Source organism: Chryseobacterium sp. (assembly GCF_022869225.1).
In the GTDB taxonomy this organism is placed as follows: domain Bacteria; phylum Bacteroidota; class Bacteroidia; order Flavobacteriales; family Weeksellaceae; genus Chryseobacterium.
In genome coordinates, this window is record NZ_JALIHL010000001.1 from 1,807,830 (window position 1) to 1,831,581 (window position 23,752).

Annotated in this window: 15 protein-coding genes, 2 tRNA genes and 1 rRNA gene; all 18 read right to left on the reverse strand. The window is 37.9% G+C overall.

The annotated features are described in order from the left end of the window. Positions 1–125 precede the first annotated feature (125 nt). Positions 126–202 (reverse strand) — tRNA-Ala (locus MUW56_RS08400). 88 nt (positions 203–290) lie between these two features. Next, a tRNA-Ile gene (locus tag MUW56_RS08405) sits at positions 291–364 on the reverse strand. Positions 365–568: 204 nt separating this feature from the next. Next, positions 569–2,085 (reverse strand): 16S ribosomal RNA (locus tag MUW56_RS08410). Positions 2,086–2,666: 581 nt separating this feature from the next. After that, complete coding sequence (locus tag MUW56_RS08415; protein ID WP_292012759.1) at positions 2,667–3,347, reverse strand: hypothetical protein; 681 nt, start codon at positions 3,345–3,347, stop codon at positions 2,667–2,669. A 10-nt stretch (positions 3,348–3,357) separates the two neighbouring features. After that, complete coding sequence (rfbD, locus tag MUW56_RS08420; RefSeq protein ID WP_292012760.1) at positions 3,358–4,221, reverse strand: dTDP-4-dehydrorhamnose reductase; 864 nt, start codon at positions 4,219–4,221, stop codon at positions 3,358–3,360. Positions 4,222–4,267: 46 nt separating this feature from the next. Further along, positions 4,268–4,753 (reverse strand): thioesterase family protein, encoded by a 486-nt coding sequence (locus MUW56_RS08425; RefSeq protein ID WP_292012761.1) that lies wholly within the window; start codon positions 4,751–4,753, stop codon positions 4,268–4,270. A 70-nt stretch (positions 4,754–4,823) separates the two neighbouring features. Next, positions 4,824–5,327 carry an OmpH family outer membrane protein gene (locus MUW56_RS08430; RefSeq protein WP_292012762.1) on the reverse strand — a complete coding sequence of 168 codons (504 nt, stop codon included), beginning with the start codon at positions 5,325–5,327 and terminating at the stop codon, positions 4,824–4,826. A 66-nt stretch (positions 5,328–5,393) separates the two neighbouring features. Beyond that, positions 5,394–5,948 (reverse strand): OmpH family outer membrane protein, encoded by a 555-nt coding sequence (locus tag MUW56_RS08435; protein WP_292012763.1) that lies wholly within the window; start codon positions 5,946–5,948, stop codon positions 5,394–5,396. Between the two features lie 8 nt (positions 5,949–5,956). Further along, a complete protein-coding gene (bamA, locus tag MUW56_RS08440; protein WP_292012764.1) occupies positions 5,957–8,500 on the reverse strand; it encodes an outer membrane protein assembly factor BamA in 2,544 nt (847 codons plus the stop codon). Positions 8,501–8,529: 29 nt separating this feature from the next. Then, the gene (locus MUW56_RS08445; protein ID WP_292012765.1) at positions 8,530–9,279 is read right to left on the reverse strand and encodes an isoprenyl transferase; all 750 of its coding nucleotides are present in this window, start codon (positions 9,277–9,279) and stop codon (positions 8,530–8,532) included. A 5-nt stretch (positions 9,280–9,284) separates the two neighbouring features. Further along, positions 9,285–10,175, reverse strand: a complete 891-nt coding sequence (locus tag MUW56_RS08450) for a DUF6089 family protein (protein WP_292012766.1) — start codon at positions 10,173–10,175, stop codon at positions 9,285–9,287. Between the two features lie 213 nt (positions 10,176–10,388). Then, positions 10,389–12,902, reverse strand: a complete 2,514-nt coding sequence (locus tag MUW56_RS08455; protein WP_292012767.1) for an exopolysaccharide transport family protein — start codon at positions 12,900–12,902, stop codon at positions 10,389–10,391. A 5-nt stretch (positions 12,903–12,907) separates the two neighbouring features. Further along, positions 12,908–13,789 (reverse strand): polysaccharide biosynthesis/export family protein, encoded by an 882-nt coding sequence (locus MUW56_RS08460; protein ID WP_292012768.1) that lies wholly within the window; start codon positions 13,787–13,789, stop codon positions 12,908–12,910. 36 nt (positions 13,790–13,825) lie between these two features. Next, a complete protein-coding gene (locus MUW56_RS08465; RefSeq protein ID WP_292012769.1) occupies positions 13,826–14,944 on the reverse strand; it encodes a glycosyltransferase family 4 protein in 1,119 nt (372 codons plus the stop codon). 116 nt (positions 14,945–15,060) lie between these two features. Continuing rightward, the gene (locus MUW56_RS08470) at positions 15,061–16,062 is read right to left on the reverse strand and encodes a glycosyltransferase (RefSeq protein WP_292012770.1); all 1,002 of its coding nucleotides are present in this window, start codon (positions 16,060–16,062) and stop codon (positions 15,061–15,063) included. A 3-nt stretch (positions 16,063–16,065) separates the two neighbouring features. Next, the gene (locus tag MUW56_RS08475) at positions 16,066–17,136 is read right to left on the reverse strand and encodes a formimidoylglutamase (RefSeq protein ID WP_292012771.1); all 1,071 of its coding nucleotides are present in this window, start codon (positions 17,134–17,136) and stop codon (positions 16,066–16,068) included. Between the two features lie 159 nt (positions 17,137–17,295). Beyond that, positions 17,296–19,857 carry a type I DNA topoisomerase gene (gene topA, locus MUW56_RS08480; RefSeq protein WP_292012772.1) on the reverse strand — a complete coding sequence of 854 codons (2,562 nt, stop codon included), beginning with the start codon at positions 19,855–19,857 and terminating at the stop codon, positions 17,296–17,298. A gap of 277 nt (positions 19,858–20,134) precedes the next feature. Further along, positions 20,135–23,335 carry a T9SS type A sorting domain-containing protein gene (locus MUW56_RS08485; RefSeq protein ID WP_292012773.1) on the reverse strand — a complete coding sequence of 1,067 codons (3,201 nt, stop codon included), beginning with the start codon at positions 23,333–23,335 and terminating at the stop codon, positions 20,135–20,137. Positions 23,336–23,752: the final 417 nt, after the last annotated feature.

The window sequence follows — 23,752 nt, forward strand, 5'->3', positions numbered from 1 at the left end:
ATGCGCTCGGTTTTCTCTTTGTGATGTCTTTACCGTTAATGTCAATGATCTTAATTCTATTTCTGATTTAATTCGCAAATATTGTTTTTGGCTCTATTTGCTTTTTAAAACTAAACCATCTATGATGGTGGAGAATAAGGGAGTCGAACCCTTGACCTCCTGCGTGCAAGGCAGGCGCTCTAGCCAGCTGAGCTAATTCCCCCTCTAGTAGACTTCAGATATCAGATCTTAGATTTCAGACTTTTAAAATCTGAGCTCTAGCATCTTATATCTTCCCGTCTTATAATTAGTAGTCTCGGGCAGGCTCGAACTGCCGACCTCTACATTATCAGTGTAGCGCTCTAACCAGCTGAGCTACGAGACTGTCTGTTAGACTAACAGATTTCAGATATTAGATATCAGACTGATCTTCTTCTTTTATCTTGCCTCTCGTCTCAATCCCTTTTACTAATTTCTAGTGGGTGTTGTATTGTTAATATAACCAACCAAACAAAAAACTAAAGCTTCTCTTTAAGTAAGTTCTTGTATCTTGCGATACTAATTTTGTTTATCGTCTAATGACGCTCTAAAATGAGATGTTCCAGCCGCACCTTCCGGTACGGCTACCTTGTTACGACTTAGCCCTAGTTACCTGTTTTACCCTAGGCAGCTCCTGTTACGGTCACCGACTTCAGGTACCCCAGACTTCCATGGCTTGACGGGCGGTGTGTACAAGGCCCGGGAACGTATTCACCGCGCCATGGCTGATGCGCGATTACTAGCGATTCCAGCTTCATAGAGTCGAGTTGCAGACTCCAATCCGAACTGAGACCAGCTTTCGAGATTTGCATCACATCGCTGTGTAGCGGCCCTCTGTACTGGCCATTGTATTACGTGTGTGGCCCAAGGCGTAAGGGCCGTGATGATTTGACGTCATCCCCACCTTCCTCTCTACTTGCGTAGGCAGTCTCACTAGAGTCCCCAACTTAATGATGGCAACTAGTGACAGGGGTTGCGCTCGTTGCAGGACTTAACCTAACACCTCACGGCACGAGCTGACGACAACCATGCAGCACCTTGAAAATTGTCCGAAGAAAAGCCTATTTCTAAGCCTGTCAATTCCCATTTAAGCCTTGGTAAGGTTCCTCGCGTATCATCGAATTAAACCACATAATCCACCGCTTGTGCGGGCCCCCGTCAATTCCTTTGAGTTTCAAACTTGCGTTCGTACTCCCCAGGTGGCTAACTTATCACTTTCGCTTAGTCTCTGAACTCGAAAGCCCAAAAACGAGTTAGCATCGTTTACGGCGTGGACTACCAGGGTATCTAATCCTGTTCGCTCCCCACGCTTTCGTCCATCAGCGTCAGTTGTTGCTTAGTAACCTGCCTTCGCAATTGGTGTTCTAAGTAATATCTATGCATTTCACCGCTACACTACTTATTCCAGCTACTTCAACAACACTCAAGACATGCAGTATCAATGGCAGTTTCACAGTTAAGCTGTGAGATTTCACCACTGACTTACACATCAGCCTACGGACCCTTTAAACCCAATAAATCCGGATAACGCTTGCACCCTCCGTATTACCGCGGCTGCTGGCACGGAGTTAGCCGGTGCTTATTCGTATAGTACCTTCAGCTAGATACTCGTATCTAGGTTTATCCCTATACAAAAGAAGTTTACAACCCATAGGGCCGTCGTCCTTCACGCGGGATGGCTGGATCAGGCTCTCACCCATTGTCCAATATTCCTCACTGCTGCCTCCCGTAGGAGTCTGGTCCGTGTCTCAGTACCAGTGTGGGGGATCACCCTCTCAGGCCCCCTAAAGATCGCAGACTTGGTGAGCCGTTACCTCACCAACTATCTAATCTTGCGCGTGCCCATCTCTATCCACCGGAGTTTTCAATATCAAATGATGCCAATTAATATATTATGGGGTATTAATCTTCCTTTCGAAAGGCTATCCCCCTGATAAAGGCAGGTTGCACACGTGTTCCGCACCCGTACGCCGCTCTCAAGATCCCGAAGAATCTCTACCGCTCGGCTTGCATGTGTTAGGCCTCCCGCTAGCGTTCATCCTGAGCCAGGATCAAACTCTCCATTGTATGTTTGTCTGACTCACTCAAAGTTTTGACGCTTTAGTTTTTCCTTACTTGGTTGTTATATTGTATGTCAATGATCTTTATATCTTTCGCTTTTTAACGAAGCAATCTTTCTGTCTGTGCTGCTCCGTATTTGCGAGTGCAAAAGTAAAACTTTATTTCGATTTGACCAAATCTTTTTGAAGAAAATTTTAAAGTTTTTTGTAACCTTAATCCTTCGCCAATCCTCAGCCCTACTCCTTCTGCGCTCCCTTTATTTGGGACTGCAAAGATACAAATCTTTTTCACTTTCGCAACTTTTATTTTTAAAAAGTTTTAAACGCGTTTTGTAGATTTATTATCTTAAAGTATTTCGTTTCTGCTTATCTAAAAGCCCTTCTGCGCTTACTGATCTTCTCTCGTTTTCAGTGGGGCAAAGGTAAGCCAACTTACCCATACCAAACAAATTTATTTAACTTAAATTTTACATTCCCGTAACATTTTTTGCTAAAGCCCTGAATGGCAGAGTGAAAAATTCGGATGAAAATATCAAACTTTTATCTTTCAATAATCAATTTCAAGGAATGGCCTATAATCCGATCATTTTATGGTGTATCATCTTTATATATCATAGTCAGAAATTCAGCATAGGACTTTTCCAAACCGATGACATCTCCTGATTTCAAATTCAGACCTCCTACTCCTGAATTATCTGCTTTCACTTTCAACGATGAGATTTGAAAATACATATTTTCATGGTTGTCTTTTGGCTGAACTTTAATTGTTGAACCTAAAAGCTTTTTGGTTGAAACGGTGTAGACTTGTCCCGGAACAATTTTTATTGTAATAAATGATCTCGGATGCAAAATATAATCCTTTTCGTTGACCCTTATTTTCTGATCTTTCTCGGATGAAGCAAATATATATATCATCCCCTCCTTGACCGTCAACTTTTCTTTGGGCACATAATAAAGAGCAATTTTATAATTGGCAGGATTAAATGGCTGAAGAGCCCCATCAACATTTTCAAAAGGTTTCAATGCAAAGGTATTGGCTCCAATTTCCTTTGCTTTTTTATAAACCAATGAAAAAATTGCGGCATCATCTTTTGAAAACCCCTGAACATCTATTTCGCCTAAATAAATAGCTTCTGCTAATGCTGCCTCTTTCTTATATAAAAACTTATCGGGATTGTCATTGGTTTTTTCAACCCTGGTCAGATAAACATTTTGTGCATTCCAAAGCTGAACGCATACTGCGGAAAGAATGATTGCCAGATTCCTCATAGTATATATATTATTGTTGTGAAAGAATATTTACACATTCTTCCAGGCTGTTTTCCCAGTATTTGGGCTCTATTTTATAGATCTGTTCTATTTTATCCAATGACATTGTGCTTCTGACCGGCCTTTTTGCAGGGGTAGGATACTGATCCGTTGTCAAAGGGTTTAATGTTACGGATGATTTTGAAAATTCTGCTATTTTCTTAGCAAATTCAAACCATGTTGTTTCCGGATAATTGGAGAAATGAAAAATTCCAAAAGTTTTCTTCGGTGATTCAATGATCGTCATGATTGCTTCGGCAAGATCATTCGCATTGGTTGGCTGCCCGAACTGATCCGCAACGATTCCCAATTCTTCTTTCTGAGAGAACAGGTTCAGCATTGTTTTGACAAAATTCTTATTAAACTCGGAATACAGCCATGACGTTCTTACAATAATCGTTCGCGGATTGATTTCCAGGGCCAGTTCTTCTCCTTTCCTTTTGGATTGCCCGTATGCCCCTATCGGGCTGGTAAAGTCATCTTCTGAATAGGCAAGGTTGGTATCTCCATCAAAAACGTAATCTGTTGAAACATGGATTAAGATCGTTTTATATTCTGCGCAGGCTCCGGCAAGATTAGCAACTCCGTCAGCGTTTACTGCAAAGGCTTTATCCTTTTCGGTTTCTGCCAGGTCGACAGCGGTGTAAGCAGAAGCATTGATACAGTAATCCGGTTTGTTATCATAAAAGAAATCGTAAACCTGATCTTCGCTGGTAATATCCAAGGTTTTTGAGTCTGTAAATAAAAACTCATATTGATTTTCAAAGTCCGGAGCCACTTTTCTGATACAGTTTCCCAACTGACCGTTGCTTCCTATTACTAGTATTTTTTTCATTGATATTATTATTTAAAGTTCACAAAAAGAGATATCCTGCATTTTATTACGAGTTTCTTGCATTCTGGGATCTCAAAAATTTGACTCTTGGCTGGAAATCTTTTTGTTCCAAATCCACATAGAATTTATGGAAAGTTTCTTTTATATCTTCAGGATGAATTTCAGATCTTCTTGTTTTAACATTGAAATAAATAACGGTTACCCAGAGTACTGCATGTACTGTCTTTTCATCTAAGCTTTTCATCAGAATCTCCACTTTTGCGGTTCTATCCTGTATTTCGATGGTCTTACTGCTGATTACGACCTGAGTATTGTATCTTACTTCTTTCAAATAGGCAATTTCATTCTGAATTGCAATCCAGGTACATCCGGTTTTCTTTGTATACTCTTCATAGGTAAACCCATAGAATGTTTCTACATGATCTTCTCTGGCATTGAACATATAATCAAGATATTTTACATTATTCAAATGTCCGATTGGATCGCAATCACTAAACCTCACTCTTACCGTGGTTGATACTTCTTTTTCCATTCCGCAAAAATAAAAAAACCACCTCTAAAAGAGGCGGTTAGTTTTATAAATCTTTGTTAATTCGCTAAAATTATTGAATTCCCAATTCTTTCTTGATTGCTGCAGTAGCATCTGGTCCTGCTTTGTAAACAAATGCTGCTGAATTAGCATCCATGATATAGTCGTATCCGTTAGCCTTAGCTACTTTTTCTACTGCATCGTTTAGCTTTTTCTCAATGGGTCCGAAAGCAACATCTTGTTTTGCCTGTAGGTCTTTTTGAGCCTTATCCTGCATTTGAGCTATTTCTTCCTGAATTTTTTGTAATTCAGCTTCTCTAGCTTTGTTTTCGTCTGCCGTTTTTTTAGGTGCTTCTTCACTGTACTGTTTTAGTTTAGCTTGCCCTGCGTCTGCTTTTTTCTTGATCTCAGCTTGTTTAGTATCTAAGAATGTTTTAAGATCTGCATCTGCTTTTTTCTTTTCAGGCATTGCGTTAAGAACTCCCATTACATCTAAAGTAGCAATTTTTTGAGCTTTTGCCATACCTACCGATACAACCATCATTACCGCTGCAAATAATACACTTAATTTTTTCATAACTGGTAAAATAAATAATTTAATTTGTTTTTAGATTTTAAATTTAAGTAAAAGTTAATTTAAAAATTACTTTTTACTTTTATTAGTTGCTTTTTCTTTCTTATCTGTTCCTTTGAGTAAAATAGTCAATACTTTCTCCGTATAATCATATTTTGGCTGCAGGAAAATAACACTAATGTTATTGCTTTTATCAAGAACTATGCCCAATCCGTTTTTTTCGGACATTGTTTTGATAGCACCCCAGATCTGATCCTGAAAAGGCAGAACAAGATTTGTTCTCAGCTTGGTAATTTCACCATTCGCTCCAAAACGTAAGCTTGTTGTTGTTTTAATATTTTTATCAAGATCCACTACTTCTTTTTCCCTTAACTTCAATTGATCTCCTATTAATAAAACTTTTTCACTTTCAAATGCGGCTTTCTTTCTTTCATACTCTGACTGCAGATTTTGAAGTTCTGACTGCCAGGTATCAATTTGTGAATTCAATCTCGCTTCGGCTTCTTTATACTGAGGTAATTTACCTAAAATATAATCAGTATCCACCACTCCGATTTTTTGAGCATTGCCAAGCCCAAACATCAAGAGTAATACGAATGTGAAAGTTACTTTAAAATTCTTCATATTTAATATTATAGTGATTGGTTCATCAAGAAGTGAGTCTTCCATCCTGAAGGATCTGTTCCGGAGATTGTTTTATCAAATCCATAAGCGAAGTCAAATCCAATCAATCCAAATGCACCCATATAAACTCTTACTCCGACCCCCACTGATCTCTTCAGCTGGAATGGATTATAAGTTCCCCAAGAATTCCAGACGTTACCTCCTTCTGCAAATGTCAATGCATAAATTTTAGCTGTTTGGTTCATTGAGATTGGATATCTTAACTCTAAAGTAAATCTGTTATAGATTGTTCCTCCTCCTTTCGGGGTAATATCTCCCTGAGAAGCATCACCTCCATAAGTAGAGGCATTTTCATATCCTCTTAAAGGAATCAATTCTCTACCGTCATATCTACCTCCGAAAAGACCGGTTCCTCCCATATAGAATCTCTCAAAAGGCGGAGCTCCTAATTGGCTGTTGTACCCATCCATGAATCCCATTTCAGCAGATGATCTTAAAACCAGTTTTCCTGCAATTTCGTTATATACGTCAGCTTTGAATTTAATTTTATAAAATTCCATCCACTTATATTTATCAATAGGGCTCATGGTAGAGTAGTCCTTATTTTTAAACAATGAATATGGAGGGGTCAATTTTGCAGAAAGTTCAATATTGGAACCCATCGTTGGGAAAATAGGGTCAATACCTGCTGAGTTTCTGCTCAAACCTAAATTGATACTGAAGTTATTAGCATCTCCATAATATTCAGTAGTATCTCCGAACTGGAATGGATAATTGCTAAAGTTATACTTTTGGAACTGAATTCCTGTGTACAATGAGAAATAATCATCCGGCCAGTTCAACAGTCTGTTTAGTCCTACAGACGCTGAAAAAATATTAAGCTTCTGTGAGTTTCCAATAGCATCGGTATATCTTACCCTGGAGTTGTTTAAACTTACAGAAAGAGCTGTTGGTTTTGTTCCGAACAGCCACGGTTCCGTAAATGAGATCCCGTAGTTTTGGAAATACTGTCCTGCCTGCATCTGGATTGACAATGTTTGCCCATCCCCCTGAGGGACAGGCTTAAAATCTTTAAATTTAAGGAAATTCTTTAAAGAGAAGTTATTGAATGTTAGTCCTAAAGTTCCGATAAAGCTATTCCCTCCGTACCCTGCCTGTAACTGAACCTGTGAAGATCCTTTTTCAACAAGTTTCCAGTTGATATCTACAGTATTGTCCTGCTGGTTGGGCTGAATATCCTGACCGATCTGCTGTGGATCAAAGAAAGACATCCCTGCCAGATCAAAATAAGTTCTCTTAATCTCCGTTTTTTTGAAAAGATCACCCGGTCTTGTTCTTAATGCTCTTAGGATAACATGGTCATGGGTGGTTGTATTCCCCTGCCAAGTTACTTTATTCCAGGTAGCCTGTTCTCCTTCATTAATTCTAATTTCAAGATTGACAGCATTTCCTGTTACAGATTTTTCAACCGGAGTAATATTAGAGAAAAGGTAACCGTTATTCATATATACGGACTTGATATCGGAATCATCTTCTTTACCTCCGTCTTCTCCTACTTTTTTATTAAATCCAACCGCATCGTAAATATCTCCTTTCTTATATCCTAATAATCTTTGTAAATATTCTGTAGGATATACTGTATTCCCGGTAAATGTAACATCCCCGATATAATACTTTTTACCTTCATTCAGCTTTACATTGATCTCATAATTGTTTCTCTTATTTCTCCATACAGAATCTGAAACGATTTTTGCATCTCTATATCCCAGGGAGTTATAATAATTGATCAAATTACGTTTATCTTCCTGATATTTATCTTCAATAAATTTTGAAGATTTCAAAATACCGCCAATCCCGAAACGTTTCTGTTTTGTTTCTTTGAAGGCTTTATTCCTAAGCTTTGCGTCTGTAACATTCTCGTTTCCTTCAAATTCAATATGGTCGATTTTTATTCTCTTACCCTTATCTACATTGATTGTCCAGTCTACTAAGGCAGGATCTCCTGCGTTTACTTTATCCTGAATGGTAATTTTAGCGTCTGCAAAGCCTTTTTTAATATAATCTTTCGGAATATTTGTTTTAAGGCTTGAGATTAGGTTTTGAGTGATTTTTGTTCCCGGTTTCAGGTTATTATCCTTAGCCAGTTTTTCACTTTTAGATTTTCCTATCCCTTTTCCTTTAAACTTAACTTCGCCAAGTTCTTTAAGGTCTTCCAGATAAAACTTAAGAACTACAGTTTGTCCTTCAATACTTTGAACGTATACTTCCACTTCAGAAAAAGATTGGGTATCCCAAAGTTTCTTCACAGCATTGCTGATTTTCTGCCCTGGAATTTCTACACTTTCTCCTTTGGATAGTCCTGTAAATCTTAAGATTTGAGCTGGTGTATATTTTTTTACCCCATCTACAACAATGTCTTTAAGTGTATAGGTGCCTGCTTCACTTTCTGCATGCACAGCATTATTCACTTTTGTGCTGTCCTGAGGAGTTACTTGTCCATAAAAATGTGCAGAAGCAGCAAACATAATGATGGGTAATAGTCTAAACTTCATTTTATCGAGTCTTTCTTTTCTTAAAAAATTTATTGGCTTTTAATCTGCTCACCGGTTAGCCCGTATCTTCTTTCTTTGTTTTGATAATCCACAATACATTGGAAGAAAATATCTTTGCTGAAATCCGGCCATAAGACATCTAAAAACTGTAATTCGGCATAAGCAATCTGCCAAAGAAGGAAATTGCTTATTCTTATTTCGCCGCTGGTTCTGATCAGTAAATCTACAGGAGGAAAATCTTTAGTATACAGATAGTTTTCGAATAATTTTTCATCAATATTCTCTACCTCTACTTTTCCTTCTTTTACATCAGAACTTATATTTTTAACGGCATTCAAAATTTCGTTTTGTGAGCCATAGCTTATCGCCAATATTAAGTTTCCTTTTGTGTTTTCTTTAGTAAGTTCTACTACACGTTCCAATTGCTCCCTTACTAGAGAAGGCAGTTTGTCCATGTTCCCTATAACATGCATCCTTAACCCCTTACTAAAAATCTCTTCAGCTTCCAGCAGTAAAGTCTCTACAAGCAGATTCATAAGGGTATTCACTTCTTCGGCCGGACGGCTCCAGTTTTCAGAAGAGAATGTATACAATGTTAAATAAGGGATATTAACCTCATTACAGGCATTTATAGCATTTCTTACAGCATTAATGGCATTTTTGTGACCGAAGGTTCTTTCTTCGCCACGAGATTTTGCCCATCTTCCATTGCCATCCATAATGATAGCGACGTGTTTCGGTAAATTCTCAGAATCTATTTTTTCTTTAATCAACGACATATTAATTAATCACAATAACATGGAGGTCTTCCGAACGAAAACGTTAGTCCTAAACTGAAGGTATTCATCCAATCTTTAGACCTACTGTCTCCAATATTTCTTTTTCTAATAAACTCTTCTTCTCTTTCTTTAGAGACTGCATAATAGCTTCCTGACTGCAGTAATGAACCTCCGGTGGAGGGATCCAAAATATCTGCATTATAAGAAGTTTTTACATCTTTAGCTAGAATTTTGCTGTGATCCAATTGATCTGTCAGCGTATATCTAAACGTTGCTTCTGCAAATATAGCCCAAGTATGATTAAATTTATACTTTAAACCAACCCCAAAAGGGATATGCATTGCTATTTTTTTCCCCAATGAATATTCGGTATTCGTTTTGAAATCCAATTCATTAATAGGAGCTTGTGCTACCCCATCGCTATCTCTTCTGAAATCATTCACAAGGGTAGCCTTAGGAGCATCGAACATTAAAGCACCAATCCCTCCAAAAATATAAGGGCTCACCATACTTACCTGTTCATTATTTATGGGAAAAAAATTGTATTCAAACATTAAGCTAGCCTCATAAACATTATTTTTTCCGAATGAGTTTCTGTTCTTTCTATATTCTTCTTTCGCAACTTTATCACTGAACTGAACCTGATTATATCCTAAATCCAGTCTCACAGTCTGATGCGGGTTAAAATTAAATCTGTATAATAATCCACCATAAAAAGGAATGCCCCAATCTGACACCTTATTTAAATCCAACGGCTTTTGTAAAATATAATTTGTCCTTCCTACATCTCCCACTAGGTTACTCATCCCTAGACGAACTCCCAATTCGTTTCTTTGTGCTTTAACACTTACCACTCCAAGGAAGGCAAGGAAGCTAAACAATAATTTTTTATTCATAAAAGAATATGGATTTATGGTTATTTTAAAATTTAATTTTTGCAAATATAAAACATTTTTATATTAATGATATTCTTAATGTTTAGTTAAAAATAAACAAAAAAACATAATTTGTTATAAAGTAAACGGCAAAGTGGCAAAAATATTCTTTTTTTCTCAGATTGAAAATACATTATGTATGAAAAAACCCTCATGTAATGAGGGTTTCAAGCTCTATTTTTTATTAAACATGGTCTGTACCTTATTCCTTATTCTGATTAATAACGGTTCTTTATAAGTTTTATCTTCATCAAAATACCCGTAACCATAGCCGTATCCGTATCCATAACCGTACCCATAGCCATAGCCCTGTTTTGTAGTATAGTCATTATAAATAAGTCCCAAATGATTAATTTCATTATTATGGTACTTTTCCGTAATCATTTTCAGCATATATTTTTCAGTATACTCATGACGTACCACATACAGATTGGCGTCAGAGTACTTCATCAATTCATAAGAGTCGGCCACCAAACCTGCCGGAGGAGAGTCTATGATAATAAAATCATATTTTTCTTTCAGTTCTTCTATAAATTTAATATTTCTCTGACTCATTAAAAGCTCCGAAGGATTGGGCGGGATAGGTCCTGAAGTTGCTACGTCCAGATTCGGAATTTTTGTTTTATTGATAATCTGGTCTATATCCACTTCTCCTGTCAGGTAATTGGAAATACCATATTTATTATCAATTTTAAAATCGCCGAAGATTTTAGGTTTTCTAAGGTCCATTCCCAGCAGGATTGTTTTTTTATCACTCAATCCTACCACAGAAGCTAAGTTAATCGAAATATAGGTTTTGCCTTCTCCACCAATAGAAGAAGTGATCAATATTACTTTTCCTTTTCCGTTTTCCGCTTCATGATCCATTAAAAATCTCATGTTGGCTCTGATTCCCCTGAATGCCTCTGATACTGATGACTTTGGCTGCTCCAAAACAGTCAGCATATTTTCATTATTGTTGTTTCCAATAACCCCAAGTAATGGGATCTTTGTTGCATTCAGCAGCTCCTTGATATTTCTTACCTTATTGTCAAGAACCTCACCGATTAGAATAAACAATACCGGTAACAGCAGCATTCCTGATATGATTCCGATCTTTGCCAATTTGATATTAGGGCTGATTGGGTGCTGGCCCAGGTTTTTTGCAGGGTCAATCACCGTGACATCAGACTGGTTGGTTGCCATTCTCATCTGTGTCTCGTTCTGCCTTCCCAAAAGACTGTTATAAGTAGACTCAATCATATTATAACCCCGTTCAGCATCCAGATACTTTCTTTCCTTTTCAGGATAGGCAGACAAATCGGCATTGGCTTCTGCAACTTCCCGGTCTATTTTATTGATCTCATCATAATATTTAGCATAATAGTTTCTCAAGCTTCCTGAAGCGCCCATTTTGGATTCATTGATCAGCCTGTTTACTTCTTTCATCGGCTCAGAGTTGGGCTTATAGATCAATGCCATTTCTGATCTTTTGGTATATAAAGCTTTAAGCTCAGTAACTGAAGCAGAGAATAATCCATCTTCAAACCCGGCAGCATTGGTTCCGATCATTTTATCAAAATTCTGGGACTCAAGCGTATTCTTTATATTATTCAGAGAGCTGATTTTACTTACCAGGTCTGCCTTCTTCGCTTCAAGATCCTTGATCCTTTCAAGAGATTTTTCATCCCTGTCTTTAATATTATAAAGTTTTTCCGATGTTTTTAAATAATTGAGAACTGCAGCACTAGAATCCAGTTTCTTTCGGATATTATTCAAATTCCCCTGTAGATAAAGCTCTGTATTCTTATTGACTATATTTTTATCTGCCAGCCTTTTCTTCTGCAGCTCAGCTACAGATTTATTCAGGAAGTTGACGGTACTGTTCAGATTATACCCTTTCTTGGTAATCACCATGATACTATTGATCTCCTTATCAAAGTCTACATTAATGGTAGAAACAATCTCATTAACGCTCTCATTGACCGTACTCAGATTAATGATAATGTTATCAAGTTTAATTTTGGGAGTAACAGGGTTAGGCAGTAATCTAAATCTCAAATTAGGAGAATTGTACCATTCGTTGATCCTAATGATCTTATTTGCAGGCCTGGTGTAAGCATTAATATTTTGAAAACTTTCACCTTCATAGCTGTACAGATTGGTAGACTCCCCTTCTTCAGGAAGAATTACTTCATATGCTCCTCCGCCTTTTGGCAATAATGTTATCGGATAATGAGTCTGCTGAAGATGCTTTTTATCAATTTGAAGAAAAACAGGAGAATCATCCTTATCCAGATAAGTAGATTTAATCAGTCCTTTGGTAGAATAATTAACAAAAAGGTCCAGCTCCTTTACCAGAAATTCATTGTGAGATCTGGATAAAAGCATTTTCTTTAAAAATATTCCATCCTGATTCCCGTTCTGTCCCCAGATAAAATTGATAGACTGGCTTGCCTGGGTAGGTTGTAAAAAGCTAGCTGTATTGTTTGAGGTACTTAAGGATATGTCTGATGCAAATACATTTTGTGCATAATATTTACTGTATACCCAAGAAATGGCATAACCAAAAAACAGCATGAACACAAACCAATACCAGTTTTTAAGTATTCTTCTTATAAAATGTTCTGTATCAAATAACGCAAATGCTCCGTACTTTTCTTTCGGAGAATCGCTTTTTCCTACTTTAACGTCTTTTCCTGGAATCATAGGGATTAAAGTTTTTGTAGGATTGTATATAAAGTCAATGCCGTGGTGATCGCGGTCACACTGGTAAGCAGTGTTTGGATAGGATCTTTTCCGAATCCATTCAAGCTTTTACTTCTTGTGTTAAGGTAGATTTCGTCTCCATTTTGTACATAATAATAAGGAGAATTCATAAGATCTTCACGGGTAAGATCTATTTTAGCGATTTTAATTCCTTCCGGAAGCTTCCTGTGAATCACTACATTTTTTCTGTCGATAGATCTGTTCAATCCGCCATTGATGGCCAATGCTTCGGTAATGGTCATGGTATTTTTATGAGCCACTTTCTCTCCTGAGAGACCTGTCGTTTCAACATCTCCAAGAATATAGTACGTAATTCCGTCAGTATTTAACCTTACTTCGGACTTTCCTTCCTGGAAGTTCTCATTGACTTTCTCCTGAATCTCTTTTTTTACATCATCGAGAGTTCTTCCTTCGGCTTTCACATATCCAATTCCAAAAACATTGATATCACCGTTCGAATCCACTTTCAATCCGTTGAAATAGAAATTGACATTTCCCCCGATACCGGAACCGCCTCCATTACTTCCTCCTATTCCGGCTCTTCCTACTCCTGAAGCAGGATTATTTACAGATGTTCCGCCAGTTCCTCCCGATGTATTATAGGAAGAGTAAAACTGAGCCGCATCTCCTTTAGGAGTTGTAAGAATGTTCAGATTGAGTATGTCGTTTTTAGTAATCCTGTAGATAGGAATATTGTAGGGAACAAGACCTTCTTCATTAATGACAAGACTTTCACTTGGCTGCAAGTATCTCACATCCTTTGTCGTGATGCAGGAAGTAATTAAAAAAGGTAATAGTAAAAATAAATACTTAAAGTTTTTCATCATATTTAAATATGTTTACAAAAGTAAAGATTAAAATTATTAATTTTTATTATTTTTCAAGCGATACAGCAAATCTGGTAAATAGGCTCCAAAAAAACCTAATGAAACAATAACCAGCAGCAGCACATTTATATTAATATGTCTTAGATAATATGCGATGCCCACAATCATCAGGTAATAAAGAATAATATAAAACGATGATCTTCTGTGGGTCAGATCAAGCTTCAACAATTTGTGATGAATATGGTTCTTATCTGCATCAAATGGTGATTTTTTATTGCAAAGCCTTACAATAATCACATTCAGGGTATCCACAATCGGCAGAATTAAGATAGCTACTGCAATCACAGGTGCAGATTGCAAATGATACCTTGGTACATCTGCCAGTTGCTTGTCTATAAAGATATCAATAAAACAAATAGAAGTAAAGGCCAGTAAAAAGCCGAGCAGCATAGAGCCGGTATCTCCCATAAAGACCTTATTTGTTCTATAATTGGATAAGTTATAGTACAAAAATGCCAGAACAGTTCCTATAATAACAACCGATAAAATAACCAACGGATAATTATACTCACCCAGCCTGTAATAACTGATTCCAAACAGGGCGCTGCAGATCACAGAGTATCCTCCGGCCAGTCCATCTATGCCGTCTATCAGATTAAATGCATTAATGAGTACAATAAATGTAATAATACTGAATATAATACTCACAAAATAACCAAGTTCATAGACTCCGAATATTCCAAAAAGACTCCTGATTCTTATATCCGATCCTATCACCACCAATGAAGACACTATAATCTGGGCCACCAGTTTCTTATAAGCTCTCATCACAACAATATCATCCATTACTCCCACATACAGCAGAATAATCAATGAAGCGAACAGGAATTTGTAAAGGTCAAACAGCTCGTAAGCGAAAATAGAAGCACAGATTCCAATTGAATAAAAGATAGCAATACCCCCCAGGTTTGGGATTTTCCTTAAATGTGAACTCCTTATCCCAGGTTCATCCATAAGGTTTTTTCTTCGTGAGATCTTTACGATAGTAGGGATGGAAAAAAAAGTAATTAAAAAAGAGAATAAAAAACCCAGTCCTATTTTTATATAGAAAATAGGAATCCCCGACGCGCTTAAGAACAATTCAAAATTTTTCATTTTTTTCTTATCCAGTACGTGTACATGTTTCAGTTAAAATTTACAATGCGAAATGATCAATAATGATCTCTCACGATAATTTTCTACTGCCCGAAACAATAGTACTTCCATTTGTGTTATATTAATTTTCTTATCAGCTTCTTTTGCCCGGCAAAAAACAATAGATAAAAAATCTTTTTTTTCACCGGCAAAGATAAAAGATAATTCTTACCAAAACGATTATACTTCAATATATCTTGAATTTTTATATTTCTTTCTTTCATGAAAACCTCAAGTTGATCAGCCATCTGGGAGAATGTTCTTTCTTCTTTCACAAACGCCACATAGGCAAGAAAGGAATAAACACCTTCAAAGATCTGGAAGTTTTTCAGTTCTTTTTCTTTATAGGAATACAGTGATTCTCCAAACGCCTTTTCCACATCAGCCACTGCTCTTAACATATCCAGTCCTTTTCCGGTATGCATTTTTGTAATGGAATCATTACGTTCAAGGTACTGATAATGGAAATTCTGAGTCTGGGCAATTGTGGTACATTCTAATAGCAGCTGTGGAATAAGCTGAATATCTTCAAAATGGATCCCTTTTTTAAATCTCTTCTGATCAAAAAGCTCTTTCTTAAATAGTTTATTACAGGCAAAGTAACTGATATCCGAGAAAACAGAGAAATTTTTTTCAAGATCTATTTTCTCCGGCATATTCGGGATCTGGGTCAGTTTTTGAGTAATTTTCCCATTCTGATCCACCTTCCGGACATTACAGATTACCATTTCGGCCTGGTGCTTTTCGGCCAGAAGAAGCATTTCTTCAAACATGGTTTTCATGATATAATCATCACTGTCTACAAAACCGATATAGTCTCCGGAGGCCCGGTCAATTCCAAAATTCCGCGCATCGCTCAGGCCTCCGTTCTCTTTGGTAAAAGCTTTTATCTTTCCGGGATATCTCTGGGCAAATTCGTTGATAATAACCCCAGAATGATCTGTACTCCCATCATTAACCACAATAATTTCAATATCCTGAAGGCTCTGATTTACCAGAGAATCCAGGCATTTTGTCAAATAATTTTCGACATTATATACGGGAACAATGATGGAAACTGTTGAGGGAACATTTGTCATACATTAAATTTTCGTCAGTCTTGCATTCAGCCATCCTTTTTTAGCATCATCAAAATCTTTCCTGGAACACGGAATGCAGTTTTCTATATTTTCATCATCACCAAAATACCACAAATTACTGAAAGTATCACGTCTGAAAGCATATTGTCTGTCGTCCACCAGTACATAGAACAGTTCATAATGTCTTTCTTTCGGGTGAGACCGCTGAATGTTAATCCCTTCGATCAAATACCAGAGCATTTGAGCCAAAAGCTGATGATTCAGCTGGTTTTCCGAATAAATATTATAATTGAAAATACCAACTGCTTTAAGGTTTTCACTCAGTCCTGCCTCTTTCATATAGGCACAGACCTCACGCCTGTTTAATCCGTTCACCTGCGGATTCATAGAAAAAGCATCGCTGAAGCTCTCTACTGCATCACAATTTACAGTAACCAGATCTGCTTTTCTGAAGAAAGGCTCTGTCTTTTCCGTAGAATTCATCATTTCCGCCAGACGGATGATATCAAACTCCACTTCTTTGATCAGCCTCACAGAATCCATTTCATTCAAATGTTTCTGGTATCCTAAATGATGATAGTTTTTAATAGAAAAATTCTTAGCTCCAAAAATCTTACCTAAAAAGGTATGTTCATTGATTTCTTCTCCCTGCTTAAGGGAAATAATATTACTGATCTGAGTATAATTGATATTTTTCTGATGAAAATTTAATGCTGAGAATAACGAAAAAGCAAAGTCATTGGACCCTCCGATAATAACGGGAAGGGCTCTTTTATAATGACAGACTGAGAGAACCTCCTGCAGGACATAATGGGAATCCTGAACAGACTTCCCTGAAACCAGATCTCCAAGATCTACCAGAGGAATTTCAAAATCCAGCTGTGAGAGCCTGTAAAATTCTTTTCTGACCGCTGTAAAATCCTGCACTTCTGCTTCTCCACCCGCTCCTCTGTAGTCTGACACAAACAAAAGTACAATACTGTCTTCTTTTATATCTTTTGTGATCCGACTCCCAATCTGCCAGCTTTCTGTTTTGAAATTTCTTGGTGAAATGATAAAGTCTTCAAAATCCATATTTTAATGTAAAAAGTTTGAGAATGTGATCGTTTATTAATTGCTTTTCGAAACAAACATACAAAAAAACCACAGCAACTCATTATGCTCCGGTGCATTTTATTCATAAAAAAAGCCGTCAACATGAATTGTTAACGGCTTTGTATTATTATTTTATTATTACTTCTTTTTGGCAGCAGGCTTTTTGGCAGCAGTCGTTTTCTTTGCAGCAGCAGTCTTTTTGGCGGCCGGTTTTTTCTTTTCTGCAAATGCATTTTTATCCTGATCCGTAATCCATTTCTTTACGTCATCAAGGGAAACCTCCTTTAATTCTTCAGCATCATACTTTGTATCATCATTTTTCTTTGGAATTTTAAACATGGCTTTTCCAAATTTGATGAAAGGTCCCCATCTTCCGTTTTCAAGAGAAATTTTTTCTTTTTCCCACTGCTGGATATAGCGGTTGGCCTCTTTTTCCAGCTTGGCATCAATCAGTTCATTGATATCGCTTTGGGAAAGGTTGTCAAAATTATATTTCTTCGGAACATTGACAAAGATATCTTTATACTTGATAAACGGACCGAATCTTCCTGATCCTTTGGTGACAGGCTCTCCTTTGTAAGTTGCAATCGGAGCATCGGCTTTTTTCTTTTCGCCAATGATTTCTTCTGCACGGTTCTGATCAACAGAAAGCGGATCTTCTCCTTTTGGAATACTGATAAACGTATCTCCCCACTTCACATAAGGACCAAACCTTCCCACTCCTACAGAAACCGGCTGGCCTTCAAAATCACTTAAATCAAAAGGCAGTTTGAACAGTTCCATTGCTTCCTCAAAAGTAATGGTGGCAATATTCTGTCCTGTCATTAAAGAGGCAAAGATCGGTTTCTCTTCATCATCCGTTTCCCCGATCTGGATCATAGCTCCAAATCTCCCGATTCTGGCATGAACATTCTTACCGGTTTTAGGATCTACTCCCAGCAGCCTGTCTCCCGTGGCACGGTCTGCATTTTCTTCTACATCTTCAATTCTCGGATGGAATTTGGAGTAGAAGTTGGTCATCATTTCTTTCCACTTCTGGTCCCCGCTTGCAATTTCGTCAAAACTCTCTTCTACTCTTGCTGTAAAACCATAATCCAAGATTTCTCTGAAATTATCTGTTAAGAAATCATTCACGACTTCTCCTATATCTGTAGGAACGAATTTGTTTTTATCGCCCCCGAATTTCTCATCAAGAACTACTTTTTTGATCTTATCTTTTGCCAAAGACATTTTGATCACTTGACGGGTTTGCGGTTCCACCTCACGTTTATCCACATACTCCCTGTTCTGAATGGTCTGAATTGTTGGGGCATAAGTAGAGGGTCTACCAATTCCCAGTTCTTCAAGTTTTCTTACCAGCCCGGCTTCCGTATATCTTGCACTGGGTCTTGTAAACTTTTCAGTAGCTGTAATGGTTTTATAGCTTACTACTTCTCCTACTTTTACTTTCGGGAGTAATTTTTCATTATTTTCATCATCCTCTTCCTCCGTCTTTACAATACCATACGCTTTCAGGAAACCGTCGAATATAATGACTTCCCCCTGCGCTTCAAAATGATGAGGCAATGAAGCATTTCCGATCTCAATAACGGTCTTTTCAATTTTGGCATTGGCCATCTGAGAAGCCAGTGTTCTTCTGTAGATCAGCTGGTATAGCTTATTCAGCTGGGCATCTCCGATACTTTTCACTGCGAAATCCGTAGGACGGATGGCTTCGTGGGCTTCCTGTGCAGAGGCTGATTTTGTGGTATAATTTCTTGGAGAAGAATATTCTGCACCGTATTCTGATATAATTTGTTTTTTTGCTCCTTCAATAGCTTCCTGAGAAAGGTTTACGGAGTCTGTTCTCATATAGGTAATATACCCTTCTTCATATAATCTCTGGGCCAGACGCATGGTGTTGGTCACATTGTATCCCAGCCTTGAAGAAGCTTCCTGTTGTAATGTAGAAGTTGTAAAGGGTGCAGATGCAGAGCGTGTTCCAGGCTTTGTCTCAACATTCAGAACTTTAAATTCTGTAGTTTTTGCCTGTTCAAGGAATTTCTCTGCTTCTTCTTCTTTTTCGAAGTCTTTTTTAAGCTTAGCCGCTATTTCCTGCTCCGCATTATTCAGGAAAACTCCATCCAGTTTAAAACTTGCTTTGGGTACAAACTCACGGATTTCTTTTTCTCTTTCTACAATTAATCTTACCGCTACAGACTGAACTCTTCCTGCAGAGAGTCCTGGTTTTACTTTTTTCCATAAAACCGGAGACATTTCAAAACCTACAATTCTGTCTAAAACTCTTCTCGCCTGCTGAGCATTGACCAGATTCTGATCAATATCTCTGGGATTGTCAATTGCTTTTAGAATGGCATTTTTAGTAATTTCATGAAAAACGATTCTTTTTCGGTTTTCAGGCTTCAGCTTCAGTTCATCTGCTAAATGCCATGCGATAGCTTCCCCCTCGCGGTCTTCATCGGAAGCCAGCCATACCATGTCAGCTTTTTTTACTGCAGCCTTTAATTCTGTCACCAATTTCTTTTTGTCTGCAGAAACTTCGTAATCAGGACTGAAGGTGGCAAGGTCTATTCCCATTCCTTTTTTAGGTAGATCCCGGATATGCCCGAAACTGGATTTCACGTCAAAATCCTTTCCTAAATATTTTTGAATAGTTTTTGCTTTTGCCGGGGACTCTACGATTACTAAATTTTTCGACATTCTAAAAAAAAATTTTTTGCAAAAGTAAAGCTTTTTTATTATAAACTTTTTGTTCTCGCTGTTTAATTTAGCAATTAACCCTTTTTGCATTGTATCCGGGCAAACATTATCCGAACAATCAAGTCCTTTGTAGTGTATGCTTTAGCTTGTTATCAGCTAATCAATATTTAATGACATAGAATTTATCATCAGCCCTAATAGACACAGAAAATATGTACATTCAAAAAAAGCAGAAAAGATTGCTCTAATCTGCTTTTCAGACCCTGTTCTTAAGGGTTTACTGTTTTATAATTTTCATAACGTCTTCAGAATTATTTATTCTGATTAAATATCCGCCGGACATCAATGATGAAAGATCGGTCTTCTTATTTTCAAACTTCCCGGATTTTACGAGCTGTCCCGCCATATTATACACTTCATAATGGTATTCTTTGTCTTCAGGTGATTTGATATAAAGAATATCTTTAACGGGGTTGGGAAACAATAAAATCGTATTGACTTCCTTTTTACCTTCTATACTATTAAACAGCACCGGGCCTGGTATACTATTTCGCAACGCGTTGATCACAAATCTTGGAACCGGGCCTTCTTCTTTCCCAAAACCGTTATACTTAATCCTTACACAACGGCAGCTCATTCCAAAATAGGGATCATTGTTATCATGAAAGACAATCAGACGGTTTGCAGTAGACGCGGCATCAAATAATACACTGATAGGTCTTCCCATATAATTGGCAGCCAATGCATCCGTCCAGATTGCCGGATACTGAAAATTTACCACATTAAAAGTTCCTTGTGGAGATTGATTTCCTACCACACTTCTAAATGCACGCGACCCTGAATCAGGATAGTTCCCTACCGTATATGATTTATCCAGAAACTGGTATCCAATAGTGGAAGTTGTAGAGGGATTTCTTACCCGAACCCCCTGATAATCGGTAATCACACTATAAGAGGTTGCGATATTTTTATCTTTCTTGTACCATGGAGTCTGCCCAAAATCCTGTCCTGAAACCAAAGCTACACTTGAAAGGTCGGGAATTCTCCAGCCATCGGGACAAGGATCAAAAGGTGACTTTATCCCTCCTCTTCCCCATCTGTCCGGAGCTAAATTGGGCTCATTAGCTATCCAATCTGTCCCGTTAGTATAATTGGGAGATGTACTATTAAATGGAGAAAAAGTACTTGGAATCATAAAAAATAAGGGATTCTGTACTGAATAAGATAGAATTTTACTTACTTTATCACCTGGCTTATCCGTATCCTGAACACCTGAAGCCGCTGCATAAGTATTGTAAGCAACAAGGTATCCTCCTGTCAAATTATTGTACGTTGCAGCCGTAAGAGTCGTGTAAGAAACCGTTCCATTATCCAATACTTTTCCTAAAAAAACATTGAATGAAGCTTTGTTATCTGCATACTGAAAGGTAGGAATAGGATCTTTTCTTCCCCATTGATAATGCAATCCGGTAGAAGCTCTGATTCCCGTAAGTTCAGAAGCGGTAGGTGATAACGGATTTCCTACCGTAGGAAAGGCGGCCAACGCTCCTATATTCCGGTCCAAAAACTCGGTCATCATCACAATGTCTGCTTTATTGACATAATTCACATAGTTCACAGCTTCCGCCACCGGAAGCTCGGTGGTATAGGCATAGGACACCACAGGGGTATCGGTAATCCAAATATGCCAGCTCCAGTATACCGGGTTGATAATATTTCCATTATGCAGCGTAATTACAGCATTTCCACTTTGGTTAGGCCGTATTTCTACCGATATCCTCGAATCTTTAAGATCCTGAAGCATAGCAGGAGACGGATTAACCATCGAAACTTTATTGATCAGATTAACATTCGTAGTCCAGAGAACGTTTGCTTTCAGATTATTGAAACTTGAAGGGCTCAGTATATTCTGATTGTTCAGCAATTGACTCTGTACAGAAAAAGCTTTACTGACAGGGATCTCAACAGTATACGACTGTGCACTTTTTACCGCCAGATAAGTATTGGGGTTATTCAGTCCTTCTTTGTACTCTGTTGCAGCGGCCGGCATATATTCAGTAGGAAAATCATAATCATTAAGTATATAGAGCGGATCTTTTATACACCTGCAGCCATTAGCGTCCGAGGTATACATTCCGGCCATAGGCATATAATAGTATCTTCCCTGAACATTGGGATAACCGGGATCCGGAATATCAGGCTGTTCTTTATCCGGAATCATGATAACTCCCCTGACACCTACTGATGGTGTTGTATCAAACTGTCTGGTCATCGTAGCAGTCCATAATGCTGTATGATGCTGGTCACTGTACTGGCCTAAATGAGCGCCCCTGATCAGCTGGCCGGTACCAGGAAATATCCCCATATTATAGCCCCCGACATTTGAAAGGTCAAATCCAAAGTTCGGATAGATTTTAAATCCCGTCATAAACCCGGGAACGCCTGCATCTGTAGGTTTTATAATATAATATTTATTGGCTTCGAAAGTATTTTTGGGCATGTTGGTTCTTAATCCAAAAGGAGAAAAATCTATTCTGATATCATCTATATAGGCTGAAGAAGCCAGGTTGGCAACAAGCATTGACGGGATACGCCATCCATTGGGACAGGGATCATAAGGTGATTTATCCCGATAAGGTTTTGCACTGCTGTCATTATTGTACACCGTTTCAATTTTACCTTGAGCATTATCAGACCAAAGATTCAGTTCTGAGAGCCTGTTATCCGGCAAATCTGCTGTTCTTCCAAACCAGTTGACCGGCAGATTTACATTATTGTTATAATAAGCCTGCCCGGAGTTATCGTCTTTATTCACATAAATAAGACCCAGAGGATTTCTGACAGAAAGCCGGATATTATTGGTGAGCTCTGCCGCAGAATACAAAACCGTTTTGGTCATATCATCGATGCTTACTGCATTGGTAAAGTTTTTTGCTCCGCGATGCCTCACCCTTCCTATAGATCCGGACGCTTCATAAAAATCATTTCCCCGGGTCACAAGAGGCGGAATTGGATCTTTCCTTCCCCACTGATACAGCAGCCCGTTATTTCTATTCCAATCTGAGGCAGTAATAGAACTGGTAAGAGCGCCCAGGTTCCTGTCCATCCATTTCCATTCATAATCGGGAATTGCCTCAACAGTTCCATCTGATCTTACCCGCTTAATATTGTCAAAATTTTTATAAGATGAGCCATTCGTGGGATCATCAGTCACCCAGACGTGCCAGCTCCAATACACCTGTCCATTGACTCTGAAAGCAATAACAGCATTCCCCTTTTTAGATTTATTGATGGGAACTTTTATTTTCGCGTCCTGCCCGGAGCCTGAAATTTCCAAAACGTAGCCTGTTCCTGATTTTATAAGCCCATGCACATCTTCCCAAAGCACATCGGCGGTTACCGTTCCCGCAGGTATCCCATTTCCTTTAATATAAGGATCACCTTCCCACATCGCATATGCCTTTCTTACCGGGATCAATAATCCTTCGCTATTTTGTCCGGGATCAAAAAAATAACTGTTGGGGGCCTTTTTCCAGTCTGGAATGAAAATTAAACGTTGAGGACCCGGATGATGTAATGAGTCTGACTCTTCCGTGTTTCTAAGCGAGGGAAAACCCTTTGCTGAAACTATGTTACTTTTAAAACAGAGGCTAACTAACACTAAGCAAAAAATTGCCACTAATTTTTTAACTAACCTTTTCATATGCTGAATTTGTGTGTAGTACCAGCAATACAATTTTTAAGCCTATATTAATAAAAAGAGATTTATTTTATAAATAAAAAATCTATATTAAAATTATGTTATAAATAATTCAACACAAATCCTTTTAAACACTATAAAACATTATGAGCAAAAATAAAAATAGGCCGGTCATCCCCATAAACAACACCGCTC

Coding starts and splice junctions, on each gene's coding strand:
- MUW56_RS08415 (WP_292012759.1), bottom strand. CDS start 3,347: ATGAGGAATCTGGCAATCATTCTTTCCGCAGTATGCGTTCAGCTTTGG.
- rfbD (WP_292012760.1), bottom strand. CDS start 4,221: ATGAAAAAAATACTAGTAATAGGAAGCAACGGTCAGTTGGGAAACTGT.
- MUW56_RS08425 (WP_292012761.1), bottom strand. CDS start 4,753: ATGGAAAAAGAAGTATCAACCACGGTAAGAGTGAGGTTTAGTGATTGC.
- MUW56_RS08430 (WP_292012762.1), bottom strand. CDS start 5,327: ATGAAAAAATTAAGTGTATTATTTGCAGCGGTAATGATGGTTGTATCG.
- MUW56_RS08435 (WP_292012763.1), bottom strand. CDS start 5,948: ATGAAGAATTTTAAAGTAACTTTCACATTCGTATTACTCTTGATGTTT.
- bamA (WP_292012764.1), bottom strand. CDS start 8,500: ATGAAGTTTAGACTATTACCCATCATTATGTTTGCTGCTTCTGCACAT.
- MUW56_RS08445 (WP_292012765.1), bottom strand. CDS start 9,279: ATGTCGTTGATTAAAGAAAAAATAGATTCTGAGAATTTACCGAAACAC.
- MUW56_RS08450 (WP_292012766.1), bottom strand. CDS start 10,175: ATGAATAAAAAATTATTGTTTAGCTTCCTTGCCTTCCTTGGAGTGGTA.
- MUW56_RS08455 (WP_292012767.1), bottom strand. CDS start 12,902: ATGATTCCAGGAAAAGACGTTAAAGTAGGAAAAAGCGATTCTCCGAAA.
- MUW56_RS08460 (WP_292012768.1), bottom strand. CDS start 13,789: ATGATGAAAAACTTTAAGTATTTATTTTTACTATTACCTTTTTTAATT.
- MUW56_RS08465 (WP_292012769.1), bottom strand. CDS start 14,944: ATGAAAAATTTTGAATTGTTCTTAAGCGCGTCGGGGATTCCTATTTTC.
- MUW56_RS08470 (WP_292012770.1), bottom strand. CDS start 16,062: ATGACAAATGTTCCCTCAACAGTTTCCATCATTGTTCCCGTATATAAT.
- MUW56_RS08475 (WP_292012771.1), bottom strand. CDS start 17,136: ATGGATTTTGAAGACTTTATCATTTCACCAAGAAATTTCAAAACAGAA.
- topA (WP_292012772.1), bottom strand. CDS start 19,857: ATGTCGAAAAATTTAGTAATCGTAGAGTCCCCGGCAAAAGCAAAAACT.